Source organism: Pigmentiphaga sp. MLSB6-MA01 (genome assembly GCF_058793475.1).
Genome location: NZ_JBXAFV010000010.1, coordinates 194,756 through 211,996 on the forward strand (window position 1 = coordinate 194,756; position 17,241 = coordinate 211,996).

General features: G+C 68.8%; 15 protein-coding genes. 2 read left to right on the forward strand and 13 right to left on the reverse strand.

Annotated features, from left to right (window positions below; translation table 11 throughout):
• A complete protein-coding gene (locus tag AC1Q6E_RS17695) occupies positions 1-1,131 on the reverse strand; it encodes a Rieske 2Fe-2S domain-containing protein (RefSeq protein ID WP_296559445.1) in 1,131 nt (376 codons plus the stop codon).
• Positions 1,132-1,317: 186 nt separating this feature from the next.
• Here AC1Q6E_RS17695 and AC1Q6E_RS17700 point away from each other — a divergent pair, with 186 nt between their 5' ends.
• Positions 1,318-1,860, forward strand: coding sequence for a MarR family winged helix-turn-helix transcriptional regulator (locus tag AC1Q6E_RS17700; protein WP_152792565.1), 543 nt, complete (start codon positions 1,318-1,320; stop codon positions 1,858-1,860).
• A gap of 39 nt (positions 1,861-1,899) precedes the next feature.
• Here AC1Q6E_RS17700 and AC1Q6E_RS17705 read toward each other — a convergent pair whose 3' ends face one another.
• The 7 genes from AC1Q6E_RS17705 to AC1Q6E_RS17735 form a co-directional block, all read right to left on the reverse strand.
• Positions 1,900-2,877 (reverse strand): Bug family tripartite tricarboxylate transporter substrate binding protein, encoded by a 978-nt coding sequence (locus tag AC1Q6E_RS17705; RefSeq protein WP_296559448.1) that lies wholly within the window; start codon positions 2,875-2,877, stop codon positions 1,900-1,902.
• A gap of 38 nt (positions 2,878-2,915) precedes the next feature.
• Positions 2,916-3,902, reverse strand: a complete 987-nt coding sequence (locus AC1Q6E_RS17710) for an ornithine cyclodeaminase family protein (RefSeq protein ID WP_492573195.1) — start codon at positions 3,900-3,902, stop codon at positions 2,916-2,918.
• Between the two features lie 29 nt (positions 3,903-3,931).
• Positions 3,932-5,074, reverse strand: a complete 1,143-nt coding sequence (locus AC1Q6E_RS17715; protein ID WP_152792562.1) for a M24 family metallopeptidase — start codon at positions 5,072-5,074, stop codon at positions 3,932-3,934.
• A 20-nt stretch (positions 5,075-5,094) separates the two neighbouring features.
• Positions 5,095-6,684, reverse strand: a complete 1,590-nt coding sequence (locus tag AC1Q6E_RS17720; RefSeq protein ID WP_492573196.1) for a gamma-glutamyltransferase family protein — start codon at positions 6,682-6,684, stop codon at positions 5,095-5,097.
• Between the two features lie 5 nt (positions 6,685-6,689).
• Positions 6,690-7,619 carry a branched-chain amino acid transaminase gene (locus AC1Q6E_RS17725; protein WP_152792560.1) on the reverse strand — a complete coding sequence of 310 codons (930 nt, stop codon included), beginning with the start codon at positions 7,617-7,619 and terminating at the stop codon, positions 6,690-6,692.
• A gap of 55 nt (positions 7,620-7,674) precedes the next feature.
• A complete protein-coding gene (locus AC1Q6E_RS17730) occupies positions 7,675-8,187 on the reverse strand; it encodes a MarR family winged helix-turn-helix transcriptional regulator (RefSeq protein WP_124692106.1) in 513 nt (170 codons plus the stop codon).
• A gap of 440 nt (positions 8,188-8,627) precedes the next feature.
• The gene (locus tag AC1Q6E_RS17735) at positions 8,628-9,839 is read right to left on the reverse strand and encodes an MFS transporter (protein ID WP_492573198.1); all 1,212 of its coding nucleotides are present in this window, start codon (positions 9,837-9,839) and stop codon (positions 8,628-8,630) included.
• 98 nt (positions 9,840-9,937) lie between these two features.
• On the opposite strand from AC1Q6E_RS17735, the gene AC1Q6E_RS17740 reads away from it, so the two are divergent.
• Complete coding sequence (locus AC1Q6E_RS17740; RefSeq protein WP_152800061.1) at positions 9,938-10,882, forward strand: LysR family transcriptional regulator; 945 nt, start codon at positions 9,938-9,940, stop codon at positions 10,880-10,882.
• Here AC1Q6E_RS17740 and AC1Q6E_RS17745 read toward each other — a convergent pair.
• From AC1Q6E_RS17745 to AC1Q6E_RS17765, 5 genes are read right to left on the reverse strand one after another with little or no spacing between them, the layout of a single operon-like run.
• Positions 10,869-11,834 carry a Bug family tripartite tricarboxylate transporter substrate binding protein gene (locus AC1Q6E_RS17745; protein ID WP_152800059.1) on the reverse strand — a complete coding sequence of 322 codons (966 nt, stop codon included), beginning with the start codon at positions 11,832-11,834 and terminating at the stop codon, positions 10,869-10,871. The genes AC1Q6E_RS17740 and AC1Q6E_RS17745 overlap by 14 nt on opposite strands.
• A 32-nt stretch (positions 11,835-11,866) precedes the next feature.
• Positions 11,867-12,907, reverse strand: coding sequence for a CobW family GTP-binding protein (locus tag AC1Q6E_RS17750; RefSeq protein ID WP_492573199.1), 1,041 nt, complete (start codon positions 12,905-12,907; stop codon positions 11,867-11,869).
• Positions 12,904-13,281 carry a hypothetical protein gene (locus AC1Q6E_RS17755; RefSeq protein WP_296554786.1) on the reverse strand — a complete coding sequence of 126 codons (378 nt, stop codon included), beginning with the start codon at positions 13,279-13,281 and terminating at the stop codon, positions 12,904-12,906. Before AC1Q6E_RS17755 ends, AC1Q6E_RS17750 begins: the two co-directional genes overlap by 4 nt.
• Positions 13,271-15,022, reverse strand: coding sequence for a hydantoinase B/oxoprolinase family protein (locus AC1Q6E_RS17760; protein WP_492573200.1), 1,752 nt, complete (start codon positions 15,020-15,022; stop codon positions 13,271-13,273). The genes AC1Q6E_RS17755 and AC1Q6E_RS17760 overlap by 11 nt, the downstream gene beginning before the upstream one ends.
• A complete protein-coding gene (locus AC1Q6E_RS17765) occupies positions 15,022-17,115 on the reverse strand; it encodes a hydantoinase/oxoprolinase family protein (protein ID WP_152800053.1) in 2,094 nt (697 codons plus the stop codon). Before AC1Q6E_RS17765 ends, AC1Q6E_RS17760 begins: the two co-directional genes overlap by 1 nt.
• Positions 17,116-17,241 lie beyond the last annotated feature (126 nt).

Here is a 17,241-nt window from a genome sequence, read left to right on the forward strand (position 1 = left end):
CTAGGCGGGATAGGCCAGCGAACCGGCCGGGTTGTCGATGCGTTCGCCGTGCTCGGCCTGCGACACGAAAGCGGTGCGCAGCAGCCGGCGCACCTTGATCACGTCCTCGTCGGGCGCCAGCAGGTATTCGCGCGAGCGTGCCTCGATCAGGTCGCCCTGCGCCTCGGCGGCGAAAGCGTCCTCGGCATTGACCAGCTCCAGCCGCGGCAACGCGACCTCGTTGAACAGGCGCGTGGCGGTAGCGCGCTCGGCCTCGGTCCGGGCACGCCAGGACAGGAAGCGGACCACCGTCGTGTGCCGGGCATCCTGCGGGAATTGCCACAGCCGCGACGCATAGGGCGCGGCGCCCGGCGCCGGCATGATGGGATTGGTGGTCAGACAGGGCAGGCAGAAGCGCTGGCCCTTGACGTCCACGGTGAAGTGACCGTGGTTGATCGGTTCGCCTTCCAGGTCGACCGACACGCCGCGTACGCCGTGCGAGGTGCGGATGATCTTGATGCGGCGGTCCTCCAGCGGAATCTCGTTGCTGCCCGGCTTGCGTTCGGCGCGGTGCACGGCCTGCGAGTCGGTGTGCAGCACGACGGCATGGAAGCCGTCGCTGCCGTCGATGGCCAGCAGCCAGTTGGCTTTCCAGGTGGACGTGGGCAGCCTGAAGCAGATGAACTCGTCGGGCTTGAGCAGTTCCTCGGGAACCTGGGTTTCGAGCGGCGGCGGCGGAAAGCGGACCGGGTCGCCCAGGTAGGCCCAGATATAGCCTCCCAGTTCCCGCGCCGGATACGCGGGCACGCCCAGCCGGTCGTGGTGGGGGGTATGCGCGGTTTCCCACGGGATGAGCGTGCAGCGGCCTTCGCCGTTGAAACGCAACCCATGCATCAGGCATTGCAGGTCCCCATCCATGACACGGCCGACCGACAGCCGGATGCTGCGATGCGGGCAGCGATCGCGCACGACGTTCGGCTGGCCATCGGCGCCGCGCCAGGCGGCGAGATTCTCGCCCAGCACCTTCAGTCCGACGGGTTTGTCGGCGGGTAGTTCTTCCGTTTGCAGGATCGGGTACCAATAGTTGCGCAGGCCGGTCGGCAGGCCTTCCGGAATCAACTGGACCAGTTCCTTGACTGCGGTGTCACTCATTTCCATCCCCTGGGTTCTAGCATGGGGACACTATAAGAAGATGGAAATAACATGTCAAATAATGAATTCAATAATTCTATAACTATTTGTTTTGTATAGAATTATTAATTTGTACACGTATAAGCATGCATATAATTTGGCAAGCTTTGCGGATGGGTGTGGTAACGTTGCCGCCGAGGAGAATCCATGCAGCCCGAACCCGACCACGAACTGCCGGCCAGCGCCGGCTCTCCGCGCGACGAGCCCGACCCGCTGCTGGTCATGTACAGCATGCCCGGGCACCTGATCCGGCGCGCCAAGCAGAAGACCACGCTGGCCTTCGCGCCCATCACCCGGCGCTTCAATCTCACGCCCATCCAGTACGTCGTGCTCAAGACGATCTCGATACGGCCCGGTGTGGACCAGGCCGAACTGGGCGACATCGTGGGGCTCGATACCTCGACCACCGGACAGGTGGCCGCGCGGCTGGAGCAACGTTCCCTGATCGTGCGCCGGCCCGACGGCCGGCGCCAGCGCGTGGAAGCCTCGGCCGAGGGCCTGGCGCTGCTCGAACAGCTGGGGCCGATGCTGGAGGACATCCAGGATGAGGTCGTCCAGCCCCTGACGGCCAAGGAAAGACAGCAGCTGCTGCGGCTGCTGTCCAAGATGCTGGGCGTGGCCACGCTTTACTACCGGCCCAAGCCACGCGGACGGCGGCGCGCGCCGCGCGACCCGGACACGGCAGGCTGATGCGCCGCGATGCCCCCGCCCGGGGTCATCGCATGGCCGTCACTCTATCGTCACGCCCGTCCGGGTGATGATGTCCTTCCAGGCCCGCGCTTCGTCCCGCAGGCGGTCGGCGAACCGCGCGGGCGAATTGGCGACCGGCAGCGTGCCCTGCTCGACAAACTTGCGCTGCACGTCCGGATCGCCCACCGCCGCGCGAAAGGCGGCGGCCAGGCGCTCGACGATGGCCGGATCGGTGCCGCGCGGCGCCGCGATGCCCCACCAGTTGGCCAGTATGACGCCCGGCGGCAGGCCGACCTCGGCCGTGGTGGGCACCTGCGGCAGGGCCGGCAGCCGCTGGTCGGCGGCCACCGCCACGGCGCGGATGCGGCCCGCCGCGATCTGTCCGGCGACGATGCCGTAGCTGGCGATCAGCAGTTGCACGTCGTTGGCGACCAGCGCCTGGACCCCGGGCTGCGAGCCCTTGTACGGCACATGGACCATGCGCGCGCCCAACTGATCGGACAGCATCAGCGCGGACACGTGGGGCACGGTGCCCGCGCCCGGCGATCCGTAGTTCAGCTTGCCCGGATGGGCCTTGGCATAGTCGGCGAAGCCGGCGTAGTCGCGGGCCGGCAATGCGCCCGTGATCGTGACCAGATAGGGCTGCTCGACCAGCAGGCTGACCGGCGTCAGCGCCGCCAGCGGATCGAAGCCCATCTTCGGAAACAGGAACTGGTTGATGACGAAGTTGTTCGTCGGCCCCATCAATAGCGTATAGCCGTCGGGCGCGGCGTTGACCACGTCCAGCGTGCCGATGTTGCCCGCCGCGCCGGCCTTGTAGTCGACGATGACGGGCTGCCCGAGCTGTTTCTCCAGGGCCTGCTGGAGGTTGCGCAGCACCAGGTCCCCGCCGCCGCCGGGGGGATAGGGCAGGATGATCTTGACCGGCCGCTCGGGATAGGCGGCGAAAGCGGCGGCGGTGAACAACAGGCTGGCGACCGCCAGGACCAAACGGCATCCACTGCATGGCTTGCTCATAAGAACTCCCATGAACGTCAGGAAACCCTGGCCGGCACCTACGCCAGGTCGAAGCGCTGTCCCCGTTTCTGCTCGTCGGCGCGGCGATAGATGTCCCACGCCACGGCCACGTCTATGCTGCCTATGCCGGTCATGAAGGCCATGACCCGGTCCGTCGCGGCGGTCCGTCCCAAGGCACGGCCGCTGACGATGTCCTGCATGCCCACGCCGCGCGCATCGTCGATGGCCAGCCCCGGCCGGTAGCGCTCGAAGGCGCGCGCCAGGTTGTCCCGGTGGTCGCACACCAGGCGGTCGGCCCGTTCATAAGTGGCGTCGTCCCACGAGCCGGTGATGTCGAGCGGGATCAGCACAGTGCCCGGCGACCACCACCGCGCCACGATGGGATGCGTCTGGAGCTTGGGCACGGAAGAGATCACGATGTCCATGTCCTGCACGGCCTGCCGGACCTCGTCCACCGGCGTGATCGTCCACGGCCCCTGGTCCGCCATCCGCGCGCAGAAGTTCTCTCGCGAAGCGGGGCGCTGCGAGGCCACGAACACTTCCGAGATCGACGGGAACACCGCAGCCAGGCAACGCAGGGACCACTCGCCCAGCCCGCCGCAGCCGACCAGGCCGACGCGGCGCGGCATCGGGTTCGCGCAATACTTGGCCGCCAGCGCGGCGCACGCGCCGGTGCGGGCGTAGGTGATCCACATTCCTTCCATGATGGCCACCGGCACGCCGGTGAGCGGATCGTTCAGCACGATCAGCGCGCTGGAATCCGGCGCGCCCTGTTCGGCATTGCCCGGAAAGAACGACACCCACTTCATGCCCAGCGCCTGCCGGCCGGCCACCCAGGCGGGCATGGCATGCAGGAAGCTCGACGGCCCGTGCGGATGCAGCGCGACCTTGGCCGGCACCTCGACCTCGCCCGCCGCGTCGCGGCGATAGGTGTCCTCGACGACATCGATGATGTCGGCCAGCGGCGGCGCGCAGTGCGCGACGTCGGCGGCGGACAGCAGGAGCGGGCGTAGGGCGGCGGGCATGTCGGTCTCCATCGAGGCCAGCGGGATCGCTAGGAAATGGTGTGCAGCCGCCAGTCCAGGGAGCCCGAGATGATCTCGCACCCCTGCGCGCGCACGATCACGTGCTCTTCCGCGTTCAGCAGCCCTTCCTGTGTCTCGATCTTGGGTTCCGGCGTGATGCTCATGCCTTCCTGGAACACGTGCGTATCGAACGCGTTGATGTAGGGCGGTTCGTTGACCAGCCCGATGCCGTGGCCGATGCGCTTGGCGGGATGGTCCGAGTAGTTGGTCCAGCCGGTCCGGGCCAGCAGCGACTGCGAATACGCGAACACCGACGCGGTCGTGACGCCGGGCCGGATCTTCTCCATCACCTGGAAAAGGATCTCCCACATGCCGTCGTGCTCGCCCTGCTGGCGCGCGCTGGGCGCCCCGAACACCGCGCGCCGCGTGATGTCCATCTTGTAGCCGTTGACGCTGCAGCCGCCGTCCAGGTAAAGGATGTCCCCGCGCTGGAAGGCGCCGCCAGGCCCCGTGGCGCCCAGCGCCACCGGCGGCCCCGAGTCCAGGTCCGCGCCCAGCTCGGCGTAGAAGGCCATGATGCGCTGCTGGACCGCGCGCTGCGTCACGCCCTCGTCCAGGGATTCCAGGCATTGCCCCCAGGCCCGCGATCCGATCGCGCACGCCTGCCGGAGCTGCTCGATCTCCCAGTCGGACTTGATCATGCGGCAGGCCCAGATCACCGGCGAGGCATCGGCCCAGCGTATGCCGGGCAGCTCGCTTCGCAGGCGGTCGAGATCCGCCAGCGCCAGGCCCAGCCGGGGTTCGTTGCCCAGTTCGATGCCCACGCGCGCGGCATGCAGCCCGCGTTCGGCCAGGATGTCGCGCAGCCCCCAGTCGGTGGCCGGTTCCCGGTCGAACGGCACTTCGGGATAGATGCGCCGGTCGGCCACGCAGGGTTGGCCCGGCCGGCGGTACAGCCGCGCGAACATGTCCGGGCCGCTCCAGTTCACCAGGGCCGGTTCGCCCCCGGCCGGCAGCACGAAAGCGGCCGGCCGGCCGGGACTGGCCTTCTCGCCGGTGAAGTAATAGAAACCCACCGGATCGGTGACCACCAACCCGTCCATGCCGGCACGCGCCATTTCCGCGCGCGCGCGGGCCATCCTCGATTCGAACTCCTGCCGTGGCACGCTCACTGTCTACCCCTCCGCGGTGGTCAAAAGCCGACGGCCGCGCCGTCCTTGCGATGGTCCGATCCCGCCACATAGCCGTCGTCGCCACGCAGGATCAACTGCGCGCCGCCGAACGCGAAGGCGGCCTGCGGCGACTCCTGCCGCAGCTCGTGGCCGCGCGCCAGCAGCCCCGACACGATGGATTCCGGCATGCCGGCCTCCACCAGCACCTTGCGTCCCGACACCACCTGCCAGCGCGGCGCATCGGACGCCGCCTGCGGATTCTGGCCGTACAGCTGCGTGCGCACGGCCAGTTGCAGATGCCCTTGCGCCTGCATCGGCCCGCCCATCACGCCAAAACTCATCGCGGGCTTGTCCGCGCGCATCGCGAAGCCGGGAATGATGGTGTGCAGCGGCAACCGCCGCGACCCCACCAGATTGGGATGCCCGGGCCGCAGCGAGAAACCCATGCCCCGGTTCTGCAGGCTGATGCCGGTGCCGGGCACCACCACGCCCGACCCGAAGCCCTCGTAGTTGGACTGGATGAACGAGACCATCATGCCCGCCGCGTCGGCCGCGGCCAGGTAGACCGTGCCGCCCTGGCGCGGCGCGCCCGCGCCGAAATCGCCCGCGTGCGCCGGATCGATCAGCGCCGCGCGCGCATCCAGGTAGTCGTCCGCCAGCAGCGCGCGCGGGTCGACCCGCATCGCGTCGGGATCGCCGACGAAGGCCTCGACGTCGGCGAACGCCAGCTTCATCGCCTCGATCTGCAAATGCATGGCCTCGACACTGTCCACCGCGTGCCGGCACAGGTCGTGGCGGGCCAGGATGCCCAGCGCGATCAGCGTGGCGATGCCCTGCGTATTGGGCGGGATCTCGTGCACGTCGACGTCGCCGATGCGCTGCGACAGCGTGCCGCACCAGTGCGCCTGGTGCGCCGCCAGGTCGTCCCGCGTCATCGCGCCGCCATGGCGCGCAGCATGCGCGACCAGCGCCTCGGCCAGCACGCCCCGGTAGAAGGCCTCGCCGCCGGTGGCGGCGATGGACTCCAGCGTGCCGGCCAGCGGCGCGTTGCGGAAGATCTCGCCGGCGGCCGGCGCGCGCCCCTCTGGCAGAAAGGCTTCGGCGAAGCCCGGTTGGTCGGCGTAGTTGGGCGCGATGCGCTGCCACAGCGCGGCGATCAGCGGGCTGACCGCGAACCCGCGCCGCGCATAGTCCACGGCCGGCTCGAACAGGCGCTCGAAAGGCAGCGCGCCGAAGCGCCGGCTCAGCGCCACCCACGACGACACCACGCCCGGCACCGTGACGCTGTCCCAGCCGCGGCGCGGCATGGTGCCGGCGCCGGCAAATCGCGCGGCATCCCAGGCGGCCGGCGCGCGGCCGCTGGCATTCAGGCCATGCAAGTCCGTGCCGTCCCAGACCACCGCGAAGGCATCGCTGCCCACGCCGTTGGCAGTGGGCTCGACCACGGTCGAGGCAATGGCGGCCGCGACCGCCGCATCGACGGCGTTGCCGCCTTGCAGCAACATGCGCAGCCCGGCCTGCGCCGCCAGCGGCTGCGAGGCGCACACCACATTGCGCGCCAGCACCGGCGAACGCTGCGACGGATAGGGCAATGCGTAATCGAGATCCATGGCGTTCAGGCGGGAACGCCAGCGACCGGGGTGACCCAATGCGCGTAGCGCTCGTCGCGCCCGCGCACGGCGTCGAAGTACAGCGATTGCAGGCGCCGCGTCACCGGTCCCGGCACGCCCTCGCCGATGGCCCGGTCGTCCAGCGCCACCACCGGCGTGACCTCGGCGCCGGTGCCGACGAAAAAGGCCTCGTCGGCGATATACATGGCGTCGCGCGTGAAGAACTCTTCGCGCACCACCAGGCCCGCGCCGCGCGCGAGCTGGATGATGGCGTCGCGGGTGATGCCGTCCAGGATGTAGGTCAGCGGCGGCGTGATCAGTTGCCCGTCGCGCACGATGAAGACGTTCTCCACCGAGCCTTCGGCCACGTGCCCTTCGGCATCCAGCAGCAGCGCCTCGTCGTAGCCGCCGCGCAGCGCGTCGGTGCGCGCCATCTGGAACAGCATGTAGTTGCCGCAGGCCTTGGCCTTGGACATGTTCGAATTGATGTGGTGCCGCGTATAGGACGAAGTCTTGACGCGCGTGCCCTGCTCCAGCTTGCCCTGGCCCAGGTACTCGCCCCAGAACCAGACCGCGATGCCCACGCTGACCTTGCAGCCCGTGTAGTTCAGCCCCATGCCGCCGTAGCCGATGTAGGCCACCGGCCGCAGATAGCACTGCGAATGGCCGCTGGCCGCGACGGTCTCGCGGCAGGCTTCGACAATGGTCTCTCGGGTGTAGGGAATGTCCAGCCCGATGATCTTGGCCGACTTGAACAGCCGGTCGATGTGGGCGTCGAGCCGGAATATGGAGGTTCCCTGCTCGCCGTCATAGGCGCGTATGCCTTCGAATACCCCGAATCCATACTGGAAACTGTTGCTGACGAAATGGACGGACGCATCCGCCCAAGCGACCAGCTTGCCATCGATCCAGATGGGTGAACCCTGCTCTTCCATGACCGCCTCCTTCCAGGAAAGGCCGACCGCAAGAACTGCTTGAAGGGATTGCCGCTTACTTGATGGGAGAAATCTTCAGGTTGCGCAGCATGCGCTGCAGCGTGGTGCGCAGGATCTCCAGGTCCGCCGGCGGCACGTCGTGCACCGACCACTCGTACTGCGCCGACACCGCGGGCAGCATCGCGTCGAGCAGATCGCGCCCGGCCTGGGTGATGGAGATGATGACCGCGCGGCCATCGTCGTCGTCCTGTTCGACCGTGACCAACTCCTGCGCCTCCATCCGGCCGATGGTGCGGCTGAGCGTGGACGACTCGACCAGCGTCAGCTCGATCAGGTCGCGCATGCGGGCATGGTCGCGGCGGGTAAGGGCGATCAGCACCCGGTACACGCTGGCGGTCTGGTTGAAGGGGCGCAGCGCCTCGGTCAGGCTGATGGCCAGCCGTTCGGACACCTGGCGCAGCAGGTAGGCCGTTTTCTTTTCGCTGCGCTGGTCCGAGAAGGCATCCGGCTCGTCGTCGACCGGATCGACCGGCTTGCGGCGGGAGGAACGCGTCGAGCTGGAGGCCATGGCGGAGGAACCGTGATGGTTGCGATGGCCTATTTACTCACAAATAAACTTGCATATGCAAGTTTATTTACAAGTATTTTTTCTGATGTTTTTGCGGATAAATAGCGAAGAGAAGATGAACCCGGCCCCTCATCAGGGCCGCCGAGCAGGAAAACCGGCTCGGGTTGTGGACGATTGAAGAGATTGAGCGTCAGGACAATACGGTTCTTCGCTCAAGGCGTGCCGCCGCGCTCGATGAAGGCATCCGCACCAACATGGAACCGCTCGACCAATGCGGCAATCTGCCGGGCGTTGAACATCCTGCGGCCTGCCAGGATTTCGGAAATCACACTCCGGCTTCCCACCTCGGGCAGGTCGGATTGGGTCCGGAATCGCTTCAATCAGCGCCAGGGCACGGTCGTAGTCCGCCTCATTGCGGATCGCGCCCCCGCCGTCCACCACTAGCCCTCCACGCGCCCCATCCTCACCCCCAGCGCCCCCAGCGCCGTTGCCGTGGCCAGCCCCACCACGCCCAGCCACCCCGCATGCGCCCACACCAGGCTGCCCAGCCCCGCGCCAGCGGCCATGCCAATGAACATCCCGGCCACCAGCAAAGCGTTCAGCCGGCTGCGCGCCGCGGGCTCCAGTCCGTAGACCTGGGTCTGGCTGGCCACCAGCGAGGCCTGCACGCCGAAGTCGAAACCGATGGCGCTGGCCACCAGCAGGGCGAGCTGCAACTGCGCCGGCAGCACTTCGGTCAGCGCCAGGCTGGCGAACGAGACCGCCGCGACGATCGTGGCGATGCGGGCCACGCCGTCGGAGCCGCGGCGGTCGGCCAGCCGGCCCGCGAAGGGCGCGGCCAAGGCCCCCGCCGCGCCGGCCAGGCCGAAGGCGCCGGCCGCCGTGCTGCCCAGGTGGAAGCGGTCATGCAGCATCACGGCCAGCGTGCACCAGAAGGCGCTGAACCCCACCGCCAGCAGCCCCTGCGCGTAGACCGCCCGGCGCAACGCCCCATGGCGGCGCCACAACTGCGCCATGGAAACCAGCAGCGCGCCGTATCCCAGCCGCGCGGTGGGCGCGAAGCGCGGCAGGCTGCGCGCCGCCACCACGCCCACGCCGGCGATGGATACCGCGGCCACCAGGAACATGGCGCGCCAGTTCCAGTATTCCGCCACGAAGCCGCTGACCACGCGCGACAGCAGGATGCCCAGCAGCAGGCCGGTCATGACGGTGCCCACGGCCTTGCCGCGCTGCGCGTCGGGCGCCAGCGTCGCGGCCGCCGGCACGATGTCCTGGGCCAGCGTGGCGGCCAGCCCCACCGCCAGGCTGGCGGCCAGCAGCCAGCCCACGCCCGGCGCCAGGCCGCTCAGCAACAGGGCCAGCGCCAGCACCGCCGACTTGCCGACGATGATGCGGCGCCGGTCGTAGCGGTCGCCCAGCGGCGCCAGCAGCAGGATGCCGGCCGCATAGCCCAGCTGGGTCAGGGTGGGCACCAGGCCCACGGTGCCTTCGCCCGCCCCCAGGTCCTGGCCCAGCAACCCCAGCATGGGCTGGCTGTAATAGATGGAAGCGACGCTCAGCCCCGCCCCGGCGGCCAGCAGGCCGACCAGGGAAGGGGTCAGCCTGGAGGCGGGAGACAGACCGGTTCCATGCGCGATTTGTATGGATGACATGCTCGTAAACCCGTAATCGTTCAACAGGACGGGATTCTGCATGGCGGCGGTTACGACGTGTAGCCCCTTTGGACGCAGATTCGTCATACGCTTGACGCATGAAAACCGGCGCCTCCCCCTCCATCGACCGCATCGAACTCATGCAGACCTTCGTCCGGATCGTCGAAGCCGGGAGCCTGTCCGCCGCCGCCGTACAACTGGGCACCACGCAGCCCACGGTCAGCCGCAGGCTGCAAACCTTGGAACGCCTCCTGGGGCTGCGCCTGTTGCAGCGCTCCACGCATGGCATGGCGCTGACCAGCGACGGTGAACGCTGCTATGCCCACGCGAAGGAGCTGGGCGCGACCTGGGACGCCATGGAGGCGGACCTGCGCGGCGCCCACGACGAGCCGCGCGGCACGCTGCGCGTGCTGGTACCGCATGCCTTCGGCCAGGACCAGATGGTGGCGCCGCTGGCCGACTACCTGCGGCGCTATCCCGAGGCCTCGGTCGAATGGCTGCTGCAGGACCGCCACGCCGACTTCATCGCCGAAGGACTGGACTGCGCGATCCAGGTCGGCGCGGTGAACGACCCGGACGTGGTCGCCATCCTGCTGGCCGAAGTGCCCCGCATCGTCGTGGCCGCGCCTTCCCTGCTGCCGGACGGCGCGCCGGCGGACGAGATCGCGGTGCTGGAAACACTGCCCTGGGTGGCGCTGAACATGTACTACCGCGACGAGGTGGTCCTGACGCGCGGCGCCGACGGCCTCGGCCACCGCTTCCCCATTCGCCCGCGCATGAGCACCGACAGCCTGTACGCGCTGCGCACCGCCATGCTGGACGGCGTGGGCGCCGGCATCGCGTCGGCCTGGGTGGTCGCCGACGACCTGCGCCAGGGCCGGCTGCGCCATGTCGCCCCCCTGTGGCGCGCCGCCTCGTTGCCGGTGTACCTGATCTATCCATACGCCCGCTACTACCCGGCCAAGCTGCGCGCCTTCATCGACATGATGCGCGCTTCGATGCCGACCATGGCGGGCGTGGCGCCCGCACTCACTCGATACTGATGCTGGCCGCCTTGATCAGCTTGGCATACTTGGCGCTTTCGGCACGGACATAGTCCGCGAACGCCTGGGGCGACGATCCCTTGCCGACGAACGCCTGTTCGCTCAGCGTCTGCCTGACCCGCGGCGAATCGATGGCCTGGCGCACGGCATCGTGGAGCCTCGCCACCACGTCGGCGGGCAGCCCCGCCGGCCCCCACAGGCCATACCAGGACACCATCTCGAATCCTCGCAGGCCCGACTCGGCCACCGTGGGCACATCGGGCAGCGACGGCAGGCGCTGGGCGCTGGTGACCGCCAGCGCCTTGGTGCGGCCGGCCTTGACCGGCGGCAGCGATGACGGCACGGCGTCGATGACGGCGCTGATGTGGCCGCCCATGAGGTCGGTCAGCGCCGGGCCGGTGCCCTTGTACAGCACCACGGGGATGTCGGCCTTGGCCTCGTAGCTGATGGCCGCTTCGGCCAGGTGGCTGGCCGAGCCGGCGGCGGAGGCGCCGAAGAAATACTTGCCGGGCGCCTGGTGCGCCAGCGCGATGAATGCCTTGAGGTCTTTCGCCGGCACGCCGGGGTTGGCGGTGACCAGCAGCGGCACTTCGCCCAGGTTGGTGATGGGGGTGAAGTCCTTGTGGATATCGTAGGGCAGGGCCTTGAGCAGCCACGGCCCGGCCGCGAAGGTCGAGGCATTGACCAGCAGGGTGTAGCCATCGGCCGGCGCGCGCGCCACGGCCTCGCTGCCGATCGACCCGCTGGCGCCGGCGCGGTTCTCGACCACGAAGGTCTGGCCCAGCTGGTGGCCCAGGCTGTCGGCGAACACGCGCGCCACCGCGTCCACCGTGCCGCCCGGCGGATAGGGCACGATGACGCGGACGGGCCGCTGGGGATAGGCCTGCGCGCTGGCGGCCGCGGTGGCGGCGCAGGCCAGCAGGCCGGCGAGATATCGGATGAAAGGCTTCATGTCGGTCTCCTTGTCGTTGTGATGAGGCGGGGCTAGGCTTGTCGGTGCTCGAAGATCCTCAGGGTGTCGTCGACCAGATCGCGCTCGACGTCCCGGGTGATGAAGACGATGCGGGTGCGGCGGTCATCGTCGGGCCAGGCAGGCAGGAAGGAATGGGGATGGAACACGTGCTGCACCCCGTGGATGACCACTGGCCTGCCAGGGTGCTCGATCACGTTGACGATGCCCTTCACGCGCAGCAGATCGGGGCCGCGCAGCGTGGACAGCATGGCCAGCCAGCGCTGCACGCCGGCCCATGACACGGGTTCGTCGCGGGTCACCACGTACGACCGAATCCGGTCGCCGTGGCGGGTGCGGTCGTGGTCGTGGGTATGGCCGTGATCATGGGCAGGATGCCCGCGCGCGTCGTCATGCGCCTCGTGCGCCTCGGCGCGCAGCCAGCGGCGCACGTCCGGCGGCCGTCCGCGGGGTGCCGCCAGCCAATCGCCATCGTCCTTGCCGGCGCGGACCGCGTCGGCGCCGGGATTGATCTCCCGCAGCCGGCGCAGCAGGGCCTCGGCCTGGCCGGCGGACACGAGATCGGTCTTGGTCAGCACCAGCAGATCCGCCACCGCCACCTGCTTGACCGCCTCCTCCTGCCGGTCCAGCGTATCGGCGCCGTTGCAGGCATCGACGGTGGTGGCCACGTGGTCCAGCCGATAACGGCGGGCAACCGCCGGCTCGCTCATCAGCGTATGCAGGATGGGGGCCGGATCGGCCAGGCCGGTGGTCTCGATCACCACGCGCCGCAGCGGCGCGGCCTGGCCCGCCAGCCGCCGGTCCAGCCGGTCGAAGGCCTCGACCAGGTCGCCGCGGATGGTGCAGCAGATGCAGCCGTTGGACAGCAGCACCATGTCCTCGGCGCTTTGTTCGAGCAGGTGGTGGTCCAGCCCGACCTCGCCGAACTCGTTGATGATGACCGCCGTGTCGCGCAGGGCCGGCCGCGCCAGCAGGCGGTTCAGCAGCGTGGTCTTCCCGCTTCCCAGGAAGCCGGTCAATACCGTGACCGGTATGCGGTCGTCCGTCTCTATCATGGCAAGGCTCCGGAACGCGCGCCGCCGTGCAGGCGGGCGAAGGAACTCAGGGTGCGGTCCAGCCGGCCCAGCAGCCACGCCGCACCGGCGGCGGGGGCACCGCCCGCGGGATCGGCCAACGCCGCCAGCACGGCCACCATGCCCCCCTCGTGTCCGGCGGGGGCATGGCATGCCAGCAGGGCGTGGGCCTCGGCCTCGCCCAGGCGGCCGGCATCGTCGCGCAGGTAGTCCAGGATGTCGCGCTCGAAATCCTGCAGCCGCAGTGTCACGCCGCCCATGCCGCACGCGCAGGCACCGCCCATGGAGACGTGCTGCAGCGCCACGTCATTCCACAGGCGCAGCAACGCGGCGGCGCGGGCGGCATCAGGCCGCACGGCGGCTCCGCAGCGCCTCGGTGGCGGCGCGGTCCACCGCGCCGTCGGCGGTCATCGCCACGCCATAGACCTCGCGTGCCGCCCCCGCGCTGACATAGCCCTCGCGCACATCCTCGGCCACCGTCTCGGGGTCGCGCCCGCGCGGATCGCCGAAGCCGCCGCCGCCGCCCGACAACATCTTGTAGGCATCGCCGCGCTCCAGCCGCACGTTGAAGATCTTGGCATTGGGCATGCCGTCGTCCCATTCGCCCTTGCGGCGGATGGCGATGCCGTTGCCCGCGGCCTCGTGCCCGCCCTCCAGTCCCCAGGGCTTGCAGTGCATGCGGTCGATGCGCGTGGTCACGGCGAAGGGGGACAGGGCCTGCACCACCATCTCCGCGCCCAGCCCGCCGCGATACGTGCCGGCGCCGCCGCTGTCGGCGCGGATGGCATAGCGCTCGACCAGCACCGGATACTTGGCTTCGAGCTGCTCGGTAGGACTGTTGTGGGTATCGCCATCGTTGATGCACACCGTGACCGACACCCCGTCCTCGCGCGACTTCGCGCCCCAGCCTCCGCCCAGCGGGCCGATGCCCACGATGAACAGGCGCCCGTCCTCGGGCGAGATGCCGTGGATGTTGGGAAACACCAGGTCGGCATGGTGGCCGGCGATGGCGCGGTCGGGTATGGCCGGCGCCAGCGCCTTGAAGATGGTGTCGATGACGGTCATGGGGAAGGTCATCCAGACCCGCATCGGGAACGGGCGCTCGGCGCTGATGACGGTGCCCATGGGCATGACTACCTTCAGCGGCCGGAAGCTGCCGTCGTTGACCGGATAGTCGGTGGGCGTGGTCAGGCACTTGAAGGCCACCTGCGCGCAGGCGATGCCGGTGGTGAAGCCGGAGTTGTAGAAGCCGCGCACCTGCCGGCTCACGTCCGACAGGTCGATGGTCATCTCGTCGCCCTGCTTGATCACCTTGACCCGGATGGGAATGCGCCGCCCCACGTCCACGCCATCGTCGTCCATGTAGGACTCGGCCTCGTAGGTGCCGTCGGGAATGCTGAGCGTATTCAGCCGCGCGACCGCTTCCGACTGGTCCATGATCTGCGCGATCGAGGCATGCACGGCATCGGCGCCGTAGCGCTGGACCAGTTCCAGGAAGCGCCGCTCGCCGGTGGTGATGGCGGTGATCTGCGCGCGCAGGTCTCCCAGCGCCCGCTCGGGCAGGCGCACGTTCATCGCGACGATGTCGACCAGGTCCTGGTTGACCACGCCCGCGCGGCGGTATTTGACGATGGGGATCTGTATCCCTTCGGAGAAGATGTCGGTCGTGACCTGCCCCAGCGTGCCGCCGACGTCCAGCCAATGCGCCATGCAGCAGGTGAAGGCGACGATGCGGCCCTCGTGGAACACCGGCATGGTGAAGGTGAAATGGTTCAGGTGGCTGCCGGTGACGTAGGCATCATTGGTGACCAGGATGTCGCCGGGATGGATGTTCTCCAATCCGAAGTGGCGGATCTTGGCCTTGACGGTCTCGGACATCCCGCGGATGAACATGGGCAGGCCCAGGCCGATCGACACCGTGTCGCCTTCCGGCGTGAACAGGCCCACCGTGAAATCCAGCGCCTCATAGATGATGAGGTTGTAGGCGGTCCTCATCAGGTTGGTCTTCATTTCCTCCGTCACGGCCAGGAGGCCGTTGCGGATGATCTCCACCGTCACGGGATCGACGGCGTGCTGTTTCGTTTCTCGCGCGTTCATCAGCGTTCGCTCCCGATGGCCACATGCAGGTTGCCGCAGTCGTCCACGGTCAATTCGTCGCCCGGCTGGACGACGGTCGTGGAGGCGTGTTCTTCGATCAGGGCCGGGCCCGGGACGCGGTTGCCGGCCAGCAGGGCATCGCGGCGGTACACCGGCGTCGGCACCTGGCCGTGCGAACGGAAGTACACCGGCTTGGTCGCGCGCAGCGCGCCCTCGGGCGGCGTCTGCCCGCCGGCCTGCACGACATGCCGGGGCGGCTTGCGCATCGCGCCCAGCACGGTCACGCGCAAGCTGACGATGTCGGCCGGCTCGGCCGGTGCGCTGGTGCCGTAGCGGATGGCGTGGACGTCGTCGAAATGGCGCTTGATCGCGTCGCGGTCCTGGCGCTCGAAGTACACGCGGGGCAGCTCCACCGTGACCGCGTGTTCCTGGCCGACGTAGCGCATGTCGGCCGAGCGCTCGATGACGATCTCGTCCGGCCGCACCGCCGAGGCCGCGACCGCCGCCCGCCCCTCCTCTTCCATCGACGCGTACAACGACTCGATCTCGTCGAACGACAGATCGTCCAGGTGGCGGAACACCGATCGCACGTAGTCATAGCGCAGGTCGCTGAACAACATGCCGTAGGCCGAGAAATATCCCGGCGCGTAGGGAATCAGCACGCGGCGGATGCCGAGCTCGCGCGCGATGGCCGAGGCATGCAACGGTCCCGCGCCGCCGTAGACCACCATGGTGAAGCTGCCGGCGTCCAGGCCGCGCTCGGTGGTGACGGCCTTGACCGCGTGCGACATCGCGGTCACCGCGATGCGCAGGATGCCGTCCGCGGCCTCGACCGTTTCCAGCCCCAGTGGCGCGGCGATGCGCGCAAGCATCGCCGCGCGCGCGCCCTCCAGGTCCAGCGACATCTCGCCGCCCAGGAAATGCCCGGCATCCAGGCGGCCCAGGACCAGGTTGGCATCGGTCACGGTGGGCTCGGTGCCGCCCCGTGCATAGCAGACCGGACCGGGCATCGACCCGGCGCTGCGCGGCCCCACGCGCAGCGCATTGCCCAACTCGACGCGCGCGATGCTGCCGCCGCCGGTGCCGACCTCGAAGATGTCCATCATGGGAATCTGGATGGGCAGCGCCTGCTCGTAGCCTCCGACCAGCGCACTGCCGGTGGTAAGCGGCCGGCCCTCGCTGATCACCCCCGCCTTGGCCGTCGTGCCGCCCATGTCGAAAGCGATGGCATCGGGCAATCCCAGTTGCGCGCAGATCGCCTGGGCGCCGATGACCCCGGCGGCGGGACCCGACTCCAGCATGCGCACACATTCGCGGCGCGCATGCTCCAGCGGGAACAACCCGCCGGTGGACTGCACCGCATAGAAATCGCCGCCGAAGCCGCGCTCGCCCAGGTGCGCCTCCAGTTGGCCCAGATAAGCCGACACGCGCGGTCCCACGTAGGCATTGGCGACGGCGGTCGACACGCGTTCGAACTCGCGGTATTCCTGCGACAGCTCATGCGAGGCGGTGACAAAGGCGTGCGGCAGTTCCTCGAGCAGGATTTCCTTCACGCGCTTCTCGTGGTCGGGCTTGCGATAGGAATGCAGCAGCAGCACCGCGGCGGCCTCCACGCCCTGCGCCTTCAGTTCCCGCGCGACCTCGCGCACCCGCGTCTCGTCCAGGGGCTTGTGGACGCTGCCGTCCGCGCGCAGCCGCTCCTCGACTTCGTAGCGCAGCGAGCGCTTGACCAGCGGCGTGTGCTTGGTGAAAAAAAGGTTGTAGGCATCGGGGCGGTTGACGCGGCCGATCTCGTAGATGTCGCGGAATCCCTCGGTGATCAGCAGCGCCGTCTTCGCGCCATTGCGTTCGAGCAGCGTGTTGATCGCGATGGTCGAGCCATGCAGGAAAAGATAGCCGTTGCGCAGGTCGATGCCCGCGCCGTCCAGCGTGTGCTGGATGCCTTCGACCAGGCGTCCGTGCGTGGACAGGGCCTTGCCGAAAAGCAGGGTACCGGCGCTTTCGTCGAACGCGGCCATGTCGGTGAACGTGCCGCCGATGTCCACGGCGATGCGCAGGGGCGCCGATGCGGGCGCCAGGTTGGATGCGGTCATGGTGATGGGCGCGATGCGCGCGATGTCGTGACGGCTCGCAGTGTAGGAATCCCTCGGATATCTTCCTAGACTTGGATCAGAGATTTCAGACATGCCAAAATAGAGATGTCTTCACCCACGGGCCAT